Annotated in this window: 12 protein-coding genes; 3 read left to right on the top strand and 9 right to left on the bottom strand. The window is 57.6% G+C overall.

The genetic code is table 11. The features are described from left to right. Positions 1 to 145 precede the first annotated feature (145 nt). Positions 146 to 664, top strand: coding sequence for a nitroreductase family protein (locus HMPREF9720_RS13785; RefSeq protein ID WP_009598992.1), 519 nt, complete (start codon positions 146 to 148; stop codon positions 662 to 664). A gap of 159 nt (positions 665 to 823) precedes the next feature. On the opposite strand, the gene HMPREF9720_RS13780 is transcribed toward HMPREF9720_RS13785, so the two are convergent. After that, positions 824 to 2,665: a hypothetical protein gene (locus tag HMPREF9720_RS13780; protein WP_009598982.1), complete on the bottom strand. Its 1,842-nt coding sequence runs from the start codon at positions 2,663 to 2,665 to the stop codon at positions 824 to 826. Positions 2,666 to 2,805: 140 nt separating this feature from the next. Then, positions 2,806 to 3,240, bottom strand: coding sequence for a hypothetical protein (locus tag HMPREF9720_RS13775; protein WP_009598941.1), 435 nt, complete (start codon positions 3,238 to 3,240; stop codon positions 2,806 to 2,808). 386 nt (positions 3,241 to 3,626) lie between these two features. Between HMPREF9720_RS13775 and HMPREF9720_RS15290 the strand changes: the two genes are divergently transcribed. Then, the gene (locus tag HMPREF9720_RS15290) at positions 3,627 to 4,511 is read left to right on the top strand and encodes a DUF4377 domain-containing protein (protein WP_009598944.1); all 885 of its coding nucleotides are present in this window, start codon (positions 3,627 to 3,629) and stop codon (positions 4,509 to 4,511) included. A 176-nt stretch (positions 4,512 to 4,687) separates the two neighbouring features. Here HMPREF9720_RS15290 and HMPREF9720_RS13765 read toward each other — a convergent pair whose 3' ends face one another. From HMPREF9720_RS13765 to dnaE, 3 genes are read right to left on the bottom strand one after another with little or no spacing between them, the layout of a single operon-like run. Further along, the gene (locus HMPREF9720_RS13765; protein WP_009598942.1) at positions 4,688 to 5,680 is read right to left on the bottom strand and encodes an aldose 1-epimerase; all 993 of its coding nucleotides are present in this window, start codon (positions 5,678 to 5,680) and stop codon (positions 4,688 to 4,690) included. A gap of 1 nt (position 5,681) precedes the next feature. Beyond that, the gene (trxA, locus tag HMPREF9720_RS13760) at positions 5,682 to 5,996 is read right to left on the bottom strand and encodes a thioredoxin (protein WP_009598939.1); all 315 of its coding nucleotides are present in this window, start codon (positions 5,994 to 5,996) and stop codon (positions 5,682 to 5,684) included. Positions 5,997 to 6,019: 23 nt separating this feature from the next. Further along, positions 6,020 to 9,676 carry a DNA polymerase III subunit alpha gene (gene dnaE / locus HMPREF9720_RS13755; RefSeq protein ID WP_009598949.1) on the bottom strand — a complete coding sequence of 1,219 codons (3,657 nt, stop codon included), beginning with the start codon at positions 9,674 to 9,676 and terminating at the stop codon, positions 6,020 to 6,022. A 124-nt stretch (positions 9,677 to 9,800) separates the two neighbouring features. Here dnaE and HMPREF9720_RS13750 point away from each other — a divergent pair, with 124 nt between their 5' ends. After that, positions 9,801 to 10,010: a putative signal transducing protein gene (locus tag HMPREF9720_RS13750; protein WP_009598952.1), complete on the top strand. Its 210-nt coding sequence runs from the start codon at positions 9,801 to 9,803 to the stop codon at positions 10,008 to 10,010. Between the two features lie 123 nt (positions 10,011 to 10,133). On the opposite strand, the gene HMPREF9720_RS13745 is transcribed toward HMPREF9720_RS13750, so the two are convergent. The 4 genes from HMPREF9720_RS13745 to HMPREF9720_RS13730 form a co-directional block, all read right to left on the bottom strand. Further along, entirely contained in the window at positions 10,134 to 10,673 is a 540-nt protein-coding gene (locus tag HMPREF9720_RS13745; RefSeq protein WP_009598990.1) for an energy transducer TonB, read from the bottom strand. Positions 10,674 to 10,799: 126 nt separating this feature from the next. Further along, on the bottom strand, positions 10,800 to 11,537 hold the full coding sequence (locus HMPREF9720_RS13740) for a shikimate dehydrogenase family protein (protein ID WP_009598981.1): 738 nt from the start codon (positions 11,535 to 11,537) through the stop codon (positions 10,800 to 10,802). A gap of 3 nt (positions 11,538 to 11,540) precedes the next feature. Then, positions 11,541 to 12,482: a DUF368 domain-containing protein gene (locus tag HMPREF9720_RS13735; protein ID WP_009598979.1), complete on the bottom strand. Its 942-nt coding sequence runs from the start codon at positions 12,480 to 12,482 to the stop codon at positions 11,541 to 11,543. Between the two features lie 189 nt (positions 12,483 to 12,671). Beyond that, on the bottom strand, positions 12,672 to 12,989 hold the full coding sequence (locus tag HMPREF9720_RS13730; RefSeq protein WP_009599004.1) for a DUF3276 family protein: 318 nt from the start codon (positions 12,987 to 12,989) through the stop codon (positions 12,672 to 12,674). Between the last annotated feature and the right edge of the window lie 45 nt (positions 12,990 to 13,034).

The raw sequence follows: 13,034 nt of genomic DNA, 5'->3' as shown, positions 1-13,034 counted from the left end.
ATTTCATCCGACCATCCATCAACAAACCGTGTGCCACCGCCCGTTTTCTGCCAAACTGTCAGTCGGGCATGACAAAGGCCGCCGTAAAAAGTTGCCGCGGCGGGAATTTTGCCGTATATTTGTCCGACTTCAAACAGTTACCACTATGGATTTTCTCTCTCTGGCAAAAAAGCGGTACGCATGCCGCAAATATGCCCCGGCAAAAGTCGAGCAGGAAAAGCTCGACATCATTCTGGAGGCGGGCCGCGTGGCTCCTACGGGCGCCAACCGCCAGCCCCAGCGGCTCATCGTCGTACGCTCGCAGGAGGGGATGGAGCGTCTGGCACGCTGCACCCGCGACTTCGGCGCTCCCTGCGCCGTCATCGTCTGCGCCGACACCGGCGAAGCATGGACCCGCAAATACGACGGTAAAACGATCGGCGACATCGACGCTTCGATCGTCACCGACCACATGATGCTGGCCGCAGCGTCGCTGGGGCTCGACACGCTCTGGATCTGCATGTTCAAACCCGAAGCCGTCCGCGAAGAGTTCCGGCTCCCGGAACATGTGGAACCCGTCAATATCCTGCTCATCGGCTACGGCATCGGCACTCCCGCCGATCCCGACCGTCACGACCTGCTGCGCAAACCGCTCGCGGAAACAGTCGTATACGAAACCTTCTGACCGGAACGGAAGCCCAAAATTCCCCGACGGCAAAGGCGGCGGTTTTTGCGAACCTCCGCATCCGCGCACACCGGAAGATTCCGGCTACAACCGACAGCAAAAAATAAGCGAAGGCCTCACGGGCCTTCGCTTATTTCGTATCTGCGCCGGTCAAGCGCGTTATTTGCTGCGCACACAGCGCACCATCATCGCCGTAGCAGGTACGACCCCGCCTGCGGAAACCGACGGATTGTTCGTTGTGCTGGCCGTAGACCATGCCAGATAGCAATACTGTCCCGGCTTGGTCGCGCTCTCATCGGCCGTCCATACTGAGATGATATTCGGCAGCATGGTCTTCGTACCGTCCTTGTACAACTGTCCGGAAGGCACCATGTAGATATTCTGCATGCCGTCGCTGCACATTCTGAACGCATAAGGCTCGAATTCTTTCGCCCCGTCGGCGACAAGTTCCAGAAGCTGCTCCGAAGTGGGCATACGCCACGTTCCGGCAGGCGCCACGAGCGAACACGGATCCACATCGCCGTAGGGAACGTCCGCATAGTTCGGAATCGACTGTTCGTCGGGTCCGTAAACCACACCCTGATATTTCGTCGAACTCGAAACCGTGCCTTCGAACTTGATGCCGTACTTGCTCTTCCACTTGAAGTACATACCGCGCTCCTTGGGTTCCGCAAAGGTATAGGCTCCGTCGACGACAGTCAGGTAGCCTTCGCTCCAAGTCACCGAGAAGGCGTTCGTCGCGGGGTTGGCCTCCTGCCGGACGCTCTTTCCGGTATCGGAGCCGTTGACCCAGATGGCGAGCGTGCGCTCCTCGCCCGCATTTTCGGGAACCGAGAACGAAACGGTCGGATTCTCCTTCGATCCGTTCTGCGTCAGCTCCAGCCCGTCGCTGCCTTTGATGACCACGGGGAACGACGCAAGGTCGCTCTCGCACTTTACGCTCAGCGTAAACGCTTCGTAGGTGGCTTTCGACGGAGAGTGGGATATGTAATCCACATAGTTTTTCTTTCCCGGCTGCACGAACGAGACGCCCGAATAAACCCGGTTGATGAACAGCCGCCATTCGCGGTTTCCGACTTCGTCGTTCTTGGGCACGGTCAGCGTAACCTCCGTCTCGGACGACGATGCGTCGATGGACCGAATCTCCCCGTCCTCGGCTTCGATATCGACCTCGTAAGCCGGGAATTCACCCGGATCGGTCTTGACGGTAAGCTTGAACGAAGCATTGTCCGTCACCGAAGCCGGCGTATGCGACACATAAGAAGGCTGGCGGATATTCTTCACGCAGCGGAGCGAAGCCATGTTCGTGCCCGCAAGATCGTAATCCACCATCGAATAGTCGGCGTTGAGTACATAAATCACACCTTCACCCGCATAATTGGCGCCCAGTCCCCAATATCCGCCGAACTGAGACTTTCCGCTGATCTGCCCCGAAGCAAGTTCCAGCGCGCCGCAGAAAGGCATGAAATAGTCCGAGCTGAGATACCCCATGCCGGTAATGCCGTCCAATACATGCTGGTTCATGTAGTCTTCCCGGTCGTAAAGACAGAAAAGCTCCATATAAGTCGGCGTACGCAGCCCGGCATCGATCATCGTGCACGGATCGGTATTCGGCTGGCGGTAGGGGATGTCGGCCAGCGCCACCTGCACGGCTTCGGGCGTATAGGCCGTTCCGGCGTACGAACCGCCGTCCGACGGCACGCCGTATTTGCTGCCCTGACGGAAATAGAGTCCGAGGTCGGACATCTTGTCGGCAACGGCGAATTTACCGTCCATAAGCGTAACGTTGCCCTTCGCCCAATAGAAACCGGCCGTCAGTACGAGCGCGGCCTCCTGCCGGGCTTCGACGATCTTCGTCCATTGGGGTTCCGCACCCGCATCGGCCATCTCCACAACGATATTGCGTTCGTTCTCGGTATAGTTGCCCGCGATTTCGACGTCGATGCTCTCGGTCCGCTCCGTCACCGCCACCGGATCGCCGACCTTGTCGCCGAGCGTCACGCGGTACTGCCATTCGACGAAAATCGGATCGGCCGCACGGGTCTCGATGCTCGTGGTGAAACCGAGTTTGTAACCGCCGCCGTTGTAAGGAACCGTTTCCGGAATGGTCGTGGAGTCGTATTCGGTTACACAAAAGTCTTTTAAGGCAGGTTCCTGTTCAGCCTCGACGATCCGAATCCACCGGGGGGGGTAGCGGCATCCTCTGTTACAGCCATTTCCACGACGACCGCCCGCGGTTCCTTGCTGTAGTTGGAACCGATGACGACCGATACTTCCGTTTTGGGTTCGGTCACGGCTATCGCATCGCCGACAGCCTCACCGAGCGTCACACGGTACTGCCACGGTTCGAATACGGGAACGACCGGCTGGGAGCGAGTTTCGGTGCGGGTCGTAAAAGTCATCGTGTAGGCACCGCCTTCGGCAGGTATCGTCTCAGGAATGGTCGTCGATGCGAATTCGGTCACCGTATACTCCGTTTTTTTCGTCGGTTCCGTATTGTCGTCCGAACAGGCCGACAATACGACACACAACATGCCTAACGGAAGGCACAAGCATTTGAGTAAATTTTTCTTCATAGTACAAATTAAAAAATGAGTGGACGGCTAAAGTAGTGATTTTATTCCTCGCAAACAAACCCGGACGAACAAAAAAGTATAATCCGCACAAAATGAGAGATCGGCTAAATCCTTGTAAATATTGATATTTATTACGATTTATCGCTGCCAAGCCGAATCATGCTTACATGTTTTCCGCACATCAGATCAAAATAATACAAATCCGCAGCAAAACACGCCCCGTTGCAAGCCGAAAACCATAATACAAAAAATACCGCTCATCTTGAACGTCCATGACACTTTTTTGTAACTTTACAAGGCAGGAAGGTCCACCGGAAACTGCGCCGGATGCGCGACGAGCGAAAGACAACGGAAAAAGCAAATACGGAACTACAAATCAAAGCAATATGAAGACTAAAAAATCAGGAATACTAATTTTATTCCTTTGCATATTCTGCGTCGTCGGCTGCGACAATGACGAAAAAAAAGGACGAGAAGTAACCGATTACAAAGAATATATTCTTACCGTTGCATCCAGAAAAGTTCCGGGAGTATTGACTTCCGACGGACACAATTATCTGACAGACGTATATGCCGTAAAAAAAGAGCTGTCCGATGAATGGATTCCCTTCGGCAATATCGAAGGATTTGACTTTGAAGAAAAATACGAGTGCAAAATAAAAATCAGCGAAACGAGCTACTTGGATTACGGCATGGGAGAACCCGCATGGACGGAATATGAACGGCTTGAAGTAATATCCAAAGAGAAAAAGGATTCGGAGGAGATGCCGTTGCACTTTATTCCCAAATGGTATTATGAAAACCGTCCCCTTCCTCAATACAGATATGCAATAGAATCTGAAAACAAAGAGCTTATCGAAGAAGTTTTGAAAGCCAATCCCATCCTTCCCTTGGATTATCATTATTTGCTTTATCGGGATGAGGATAATCACCCGAAAGGGATTGCGATAAAAGACGACGACGATTTATTCGGTCCCAGCATTATAAAAAGCACAAATAGAAATCCGGAAGAAATGCCGGAGTCCTACAAGCTGCTTCCTCCCGAAGAACAGGTGCAAGGTTTCATGGAATGGACATTTTCAGATGAATCGGGAAATGCAACCGATTACCCGTCATTCGATGTGTTTGTCGCCCATTCTTCTCGATCGAGGAGCGTTGGTCCCGCACCCGACCTTGTCTGTCTCTATAAAGACCTTACAGAACATTACAAAAACCAATACCCCGATGCCGGAGTAAAAACGGTTGTCGTTTCTTTCACAATAGACATATAACAAAATAAAGGCAACGCCCTAAAACATGTCAATCCGCTGAAACTCTGGAACCGAAACCGGCACGCGGCACGGACATCCCTCAAAATCACCTATAGCGCAAAAAGACAGCGGGCCGAAATTCGGCCCGCTGTCTGCCTTGAAGAATCCGTACGGATTCCCCGTTTCGTAAAGGCAGGTCACTTGGCATACAGCCGGAACTTCATGCGCCAGCTTTCGCCCGGAGCGATCGCCTGAAAACCTTCGGCCGCAGGGTCCGCGGCGTTCGGGGCGTTCGTCGTCCACGACTGCGGTTCGGGACAGCAGTAGGGCACCCGGCCGCCGTTGTTCCAGATCGTCCAATAGGTCGTCTGCCGATCGACCTCGTAGAAAGTGCGGACGCCCGTACGGAGATTCTCGACCAGCGCACCCCGGAAAGGCTTGCCGTCCACCTCGATTTCGCGCAGCGTGAAGCCCGCTTCGATCGGTTCGCAGTCCGTTACCCGCAATCCGCCTTCGCGCAGTCTGGCGAACTGTTCCGACAACGGCAACTTACGCCCTGTCGGGATATTACGCCCGCTCATCTCAACTTGTTCTCCAACTGCGACGCGCATCACATAATCCGCCGCCTCACCGCCCGCAAAGGGAATCTGCATCGGCGTATGAAACCCGACGCCCACGGGCATCGACTCCGCACTGCGGTTGGCGAACATCACCTCCTGCTCCAGCCCTTGGGCCGTAAGGCGGAAAGTGATCTTGCATTTGAACTCATGCGGAAAATCGCGGAAAATCGCGTCGTTTCCGGCGTTCGAATAGTAGCGGCACTCCACCAGCACCTCCTCCCCGGTCTCCCAAGCCTTCGACACGGCGAAAGGCTGGCTCTTGAGGATGCCGTGGTGGTAATGGTGCTCTTTGGCGTTCGTGATGGGAAAGCGGTAAGTCCGGCCGCCGAACGTATAACGCCCGTCCTCGATCCGGTTGGGCGGAAACAGGATCGGCAGTCCGAAGACATGCGGCCGTCCCTTGAACGTTTCGACCTCGTCGTCGGCCGGCGCCCGCAGAATCTCGGCGCCCAGCCGCGTATTGGTCAGCCGGATGAGGTTTGCGCCCATGCCCGGAATCAGCAGGGCCGTATAGTCGCCTTTCGAGAACTCGACGGCCTGCATCCCATGCCAGTCGGTACTGCGGAGCATTTTAGAGCAGTTTTTCGATCTTCTCCGCGAGTGCGGCCTTCGACGCGGCGCCGACCTGCTTGTCGACCAGCTCGCCGCCCTTGAGGAAGACGATGGTCGGGATGTTGCGCACGCCGTATTTCATCGTGATCTCATCGTTCTCCTCCACGTCGCATTTGCCGATCAGCACGCGGCCCTCGTATTCGGCGGCGAGTTCGTCCACAATGGGAGCGATCGTGCGGCACGGACCGCACCACTCGGCCCAGAAGTCGATGACGACGGGGAGCTCCGATGAAATTACTTCCTGAAAATTCTCTTTCGTGATTGCTAAAGCCATAATTATTAAGTTTTAAAATGTTATTATGCGATGGAATACTTTATCTCGTTATCGTCCAGATACGAAACCAGCGACTGCGTCAGGCTCACCTTGTGGCTCTTCGAGAAGAGACTGAGCGAAACATGCGCTTCGCGGTCGATCACGCTGATGCGGAAAAGGGTCTCGCCCTTTGCCTCCTTCACCTTCTCCGTCAATTCGCGTACCAGCGTCGGGGTTACGTCCTCGACGGGCAGCAGCACGTTCATCTCCTTGATCATCGTGTCGCGCATCTCCGAGAGCTGCACCATCGAGATGATCTTGAACTCCAGCTCCTTGTCGTTATAGGGTTTGGGCTGGACCCGTCCCCGGACGAAGAGGAAATAATCCGAGAAGAGGTACTTGCGGAAATTCTCGTAATCCCTGCTGAACAGCGCGAATTCATGCGTGCCGTTGTAATCCTCCAGCACGAATTTGCCCCACGGCTTGCCGGTCTTGGTGATGAGGTTCTGCACGCTGACGACCATACCCGCGACGGCTATCTCCTGCCCCTTGAGCGCTTCGAGGTTTTCCAGCTCCGTGAGCTGGGTCTTGCACATGTGGTTGATGATGATCTTGTAGTCGTCGAGCGGGTGCGCCGAGAGGTAGTGACCGATCATCTCGCGCTCCTTGGCGAGCGTTTCGAGCTGGCTCCAATCGGCGCATGCGGGCAGCACGGGGCGCTGGATATCCACGTGTCCGCCGCCGCCGAAGAGACTCTGCTGGGCGTTGTTCTTCTCGGCCTGAAAACGCTGGCCGTAACGCATCAGCTGCTCGATGAAGGTCACGCCCGTATTGTCGCGCGCGTCCGCACCGAAGAACTTGCCGCGGTGGAAGCCCGATATCGAGTCGAAACCTCCGGCATAGGCCAGATTCTCGAAACACTTGCGGTTTACGGCCGAGAAGTTCACACGCTCCATCAGGTCGTATATGTCCTTGAAACGGCCGTTGGCGTTGCGCTCCGCGATGATGCTCTCCACGGCGGCTTCGCCGACGCCTTTCACGGCCCCCAGACCGAAGCGCACGTCGCCCGCCTTGTTGGACGAGAAGGTGCGCATCGACTCGTTGATGTCCGGACCGAGCACACGGATTCCCATGCGCTTGCACTCGTTCATATAGAGCGTGAGCTGCTTGATGTCCGCGAGGTTTCGGCTCAGCAGGGCCGCCATGAACTCCGAAGGGTAGTGGGCCTTCAGGTAGCCGGTCTGGTAAGCGACATAGGCATAGCAGGTCGAGTGCGACTTGTTGAAGGCATAGGAGGCGAACGCCTCCCAGTCGCCCCAGATCTTGTCGCAGATCTTCTCGTCGTGTCCGCGCTGCTTACAGCCCTCGATGAACTTGGGCTTCATCTTGTCCAGCACGTCGCGCTTCTTCTTACCCATGGCCTTGCGCAGCGTGTCGGCCTCGCCGCCCGTGAAGCCGGCGAGTTTCTGCGACAGCAGCATGACCTGCTCCTGATAGACCGTGATGCCGTAGGTGTCGTTCAGATACTCCTCCATGTCGGCGATCTCGTAGGTCACGGGCTCCTGCCCGTGCTTGCGGGCGATGAAGTTGGGAATGTACTCCATCGGGCCGGGCCGGTAGAGGGCGTTCATGGCGATCAGGTCCTCGAAGCGGTTGGGCTTCAGGTTGCGCAGGTGCTTTTTCATACCGGGGGACTCGAACTGGAACAGGCCGGTCGTGTCGCCGCGGGCGAAAACCTCGTAGGTCGGCGCATCGTCGAGCGAAATGCCGTCTATGTCCACATCGACGCCGTGCACCGCCTTGACGTTCTCCACGGCGTCCTTGATGATCGACAGCGTGCGCAGTCCCAGAAAGTCCATCTTGATCAGGCCGACGCTTTCGACCTCCTTGCCCTCGAACTCCACCACGTTCAGCTCGGCATCCTTGGCAATGGCCATCGGCGCGAACTTTTCGAGGTCGTCCTGACCGATAATCACGCCGCAGGCATGCACGCCCGTCTGGCGGATCGAGCCTTCCAGCTTCTCGGCGTATTTGAGCGTATTGCGGATCAGCTGGTTGGGCGACTCGCGCTCGGCGGCCAGCTCCGGAGACTCCTTGTAGACGAAATCGAACGGCGTCTCGCCGTGTTTCTTGTCGGGCGTGACCTTGTCGGGCACCAGCTTCGAAAGGCGGTCGCTTTCCGAGAGGGCCAGCTTCTGCACGCGGGCGACGTCCTTGATGGCCATCTTGGGGGCCATCGTGCCGAACGTCACGATCTGGGCCACGCGCTTCTGGCCGTACTTCTGCACGCAGTAGCGCAGCACGTCGGCGCGGCCGTCCTCGTCGAAGTCCACATCGACATCGGGGAGGGAGATGCGTTCGGGATTGAGGAAACGCTCGAACAGCAGGTCGTATTTCAGCGGGTCTATATTGGTGATCTTCAGACAGTAGGCGACCACCGAACCGGCGGCCGAGCCACGGCCGGGTCCCACCGACACGCCCATTTCGCGTGCGGCGCGGATATAGTCCCACACGATCAGGAAGTAGCCCGGAAATCCCATCCACTCGATCGTGCTCAGCTCGTATTTGATGCGCTCCTCGGTCTTTTCGTCCAGCACGTCGCCGTAACGCATGTGCGCGCCCTTGTAGGTCAGGTCCTTGAGGTAACAGTACTGTTTGGCGACCATCAACCGGTCCGAAAGCTCCTTGTCGCCGGCCACCAGCTCCTCCAGCTCCGGAACGGTGGCGCAGGCGCCGATCTTCGCCAGCATCTCCTCGTCCTCGATCTTCTTGACGAACGACTCGCGCAGTTCGCCGAGGGCGATAGGGAAATCCTCCGGCGGCGGGAAGTTGGGCATCAGCGGGGCGTGCGTCAGCTTGTAATCCTCGCACTTGTCGGCGATTTCGAGCGTCGTGGCCAACGCTTCGGGATGGTCCGGGAAGAGCGCCGCCATCTCTTCGGGCGACTTGAGATACTCTTGAAACGTATAGCGCATACGGTTCGGATCGTCCAGATCGCGGCCCGTATTGAGACAGATCAGATGGTCGTGCGCCACGGCATCCTCGGCGAGGATGAAGTGCACGTCGTTCGAACAGATATACTTGACGCCGTATTTGGCCGCCAGCTCCAGAATCACCTTATTGACGCGCAGCTGGTTTTCGTAGACGTCCGCGTCTTTCTGCGGATCGCCCGAAGGGTGCAGCTGCAGTTCGAGGTAATAGTCTTCGCCGAAGATGTTCTTGAACCACTGGACCACGCGCTCGGCCTCCTCGATGTCGTTGTGCATGATGGCCTGCGGCACTTCGCCGCCCAAGCACGCCGAGCAGCAGATCAGCCCTTCGTGGTACTGTTCGATCAGCTGCTTGTCGATACGCGGCTTGTAATAGAATCCCTCGGTAAACGAGTAGGAGACCATCTTGCAGAGGTTGTGATAGCCTTCGAGGTTCTTGGCCAGCAGGATCAGGTGGTCGCCGGCCTTCTCGTCCTTGTCCTTCTCGAAGCGGTTTTTCACCACGTAGACCTCGCAGCCCAGAATCGGCTTGACCCCGGCGTCCGTGGCGGTATCGTGGAAGTTCTTGACGCCGTACATGTTGCCGTGGTCGGTAATGGCGATGGCGTTCATGCCGAGGGCCTTGGCCCGCTTGATGAGCGGCTTGATGGCGGCGGCGCCGTCGAGGATCGAATACTGGGTATGTACGTGCAGATGGACGAAATCGGGCATGGTTCTAACTCCTGTTTTTATGGCTGAACAAAGATAGCGATATTTCCGCAGATTTCGTGGCAGGGCTATTGCATTTTATCAACAAAATGCTTAACTTTAAATATCCAACCAATACCGAGAAATTATGCAAGACGAAACCATGGTTGTATTAGCGGAATACAACACCATCACCGAAGCCGAGATCGCCAAATCGATGCTCGACAGCGCAGGTATCTGGTCGATGATCCGCAACGAATATATGTCGGCCATATACCCCATAGGCACCATGCCCGCACAGGTCGTCGTCCGCGAGGAGGACGCCGAGAAAGCCAAAGCGATGCTGCGGCACAGATAGAACGGCAAGAGCTTCCGGAGGTTCCGGAAGCTCTTGTTTTATCGTCGGGGCGGTCGGCCCGCCAACGGGACGGTCTCACGCTTCCGCCGGCCGGATTCGTCTCCGCCCGGCGTTTCGGGAGCGTCATTCGGCCATCCCCAGAAAATTGACCCCGTATTCATAGGCGGTCCGCTGGGGCACTCCGCGCACCTTGCGGGGCGTCCATTTGCCCTTACTGCTCCTGATGACGCGGATCATCTCGCGCGACAGCTTCTCGTCGGGCGACTTGATTACCTCGCCGATGGTGATTTTCCCGTCGGGTTCGATGTAGAAGCGCACGCGCACGACGCCTTCGCCCTTCGCGCCGCGGCCGGTGAACCTTCCGTCATAACGCAGGCGCATCGTCAGCCGCCAGCTGTAGGTCGTCGGCTTCCCGTCCTTCATCGCCGGAGTCCACTTTTCGAGCCGCCCCAGCGCCTCGGTCATCGCCTCGCGCGTGCGGGGCGTCGCCGGCTCCACGCCGACCGAATCCTTTCCTTCGCACGTGTTGTCCAGAAACCGCCACTGCGTCACATTTCCCGTCTCATCGACCGTAAAGCCAACGACGACCTGCGACGAAAACTCGGCGGCGGGAATCTGCGCCGCATCGACGATCTTCTCGGTCTCGCCGATAAGACGCGCCATAAAAACGCTTCGCATCCGACCCCTGAAAGCGGGGCGGCACGGTCTCCTGAGCCGCGGCGCCGCACCACACGGCCAGCGCCGACAAACAGATAGCCATTCGCTTCATACTGCTGTTGTTTTTCAAGGTCATTCGTTCCAAATCCGCCACGAGGCCTCGGCCTGTTCGCGCAGCATCGTTTCACCGTTGAGGATATGCGCCCCGCGCTGACGTCCGTAGTCGAGGAACTGCGTCAGGGGCGGGTTGTACACCAGATCCAACAGATAGTGTCCGGGCGTCACGAAACCGTAGGGAATCCGCGGCGCGGCATCGACGGCGGGGTAGGTCCCCACGGGCGAAGCGTTGACGATCAGACGGCTCCGCTCCACGACTTCGCACGGCAGATCGTCGTAAGTATAGTTGCCCTTCGCCGTGTCGCGCGACACCAGATCGAACGGGATTCCGCGCTCGGCCAACACATACTGCACGGCCTGCGAAGCGCCGCCCGTCCCCAGCACCAGCGCATGTTCGGGCTGTTCCCCGCCCAGCAGTTCGTCGAGCGAGGCACGCAGTCCGACCACATCCGTATTATGGCCCGTCAGCGAGCCGTCGGCCGCACGGCGCACGCAGTTCACGGCCCCGATCATCCGGGCGTCGTGGGAAAGGGCGTCGAGCAGCGGCATCACCTCGCGTTTGTAAGGTATCGTGACGTTGAATCCGCACAGGTCGGGCGTACGGGCCAGCAACCCCTCCAGCGCGCCGATGTCCGGCAGTTCATACAGCGCATAGGCGCAGTCCGCAATCCCTTCCCGTTCGAATTTGGCGGCGAAATAGGCAGCCGAAGCCGAGTGCCCCAGCGGGCGTCCGATCAGTCCGTAACGACGCATGGCCTACTCCTCCCGTTTTTTCACGACGATACGCGCCGCCAGCTCGATGCAGTAGATCGTGAGAAACCCCACGACGCAGAGCACGACGGCCTCGCCCAGCAGGGCGTCCTGCTGCGCAAGGGCTTCGAAACGCCCCGGCGCGACGTTGCGCTCAACGAGCGGCATGATCTTGCCGTGGCTGTCAGTATAGGTCTCGACGACCTCCTTCCACGGCCACACCTTGTTGAGCGAACCGACCATGAACCCCATGAGCACCGCGACCGTCACGTCGTGCCAGTGCTTCAGCAGCCATGAGAGCAGGTGCGAAAAGCTGATGATGCCCGCCGCGGCGCCCACGACGAAAATCACGATGACGGGAACGTTCAGATCGCCCACGGCCTGCATGATGAACTGGTACTTGCCCAACAGCAGCAGGATGAAGGCGCCCGAAATACCGGGCAGAATCATCGCACAGATGGCGATCGCGCCCGAAAGCAGGATAAACCACCACGTATCGGGCGTCTCGGCGGGCGTGGCGACGGTGATCCACCACGCCGCGGCGGCGCCGATCAGACATGCCGCGACGGTCTGCACCCGCCAGCGTCCGATCTGCTTGGCCACCAGCAACGCCGAAGCGACGATCAGACCGAAGAAAAACGACCAGATGGCGATCGGATGGTTCGTGAGCAGGTAGGTCATCAGCCGGGCCAGCGAGAAAATCGCAATGGCGATGCCCAGCAGCACGGGCAGCAGGAATCGGCCGTTGATATGCCGCCAGAATTCTTTCAGCCGCAGCGTGCCGAGCAGCCGCAGGGCGGTGGCGTCAACGCTTTTGATCGACTCGATCAGTTCTTCGTAGATGCCCGAAATGAAGGCGATCGTGCCGCCCGAAACTCCGGGAACGACGTCGGCCATGCCCATGGCGCAGCCCTTGAGCGTAAGTAACAGATATTGGGAAAACTTCATAATCCTGATTTTAGCCACAAATATAATAAAATTGCGGGAATCGCACACACTCCGCCAACAGACGCTCCGCACGAAGAGAGCGTGCGACAGGTTTCCGGCATCGAAAACACCCCCGCCAGAGCCAAACTCCGACAGGGGTGGAATCGTTGAAACCGGACATGCCCGACAGCCTTATTCCGGCCGGGAAGGCTATACGCCGACCTTCTCGCGCTCCCGGCACTCGAAGAATTCGGGTTTGCTGCGCCGGATAAAAGCGACGACCTCGCTCAGTCCGTCCGAAAATTTCTCGAAATCCTCCTTATACAGGAAAATCTTGTGCCGGTCATACGAAAAACCGCCGTCGGGGTTGGTCACCTTGCGGCTCTCGGTTATCGTCAGGAAATAGTCGCCGCCGCGCGTGCCCCGCACATCGAAAAAGTAGGTGCGCCGGCCGGCTTTCACGGCCTTGGTCAGAATCTGGTCTCCATATTCCTCCGCGTCGCGGCGAGGCGTTGTCTGGGGTGTCATGGCGTGGTAGTTTTGGGATTGCACTAAGATTAATTCATATAACGA

It is taken from the genome of Alistipes sp. HGB5 (assembly GCF_000183485.2).
In the GTDB taxonomy this organism is placed as follows: Bacteria; Bacteroidota; Bacteroidia; order Bacteroidales; family Rikenellaceae; genus Alistipes; species Alistipes finegoldii.
Note: the sequence above shows the minus strand (reverse complement) of the source record. Positions and strands in the feature narration are given on the sequence as shown.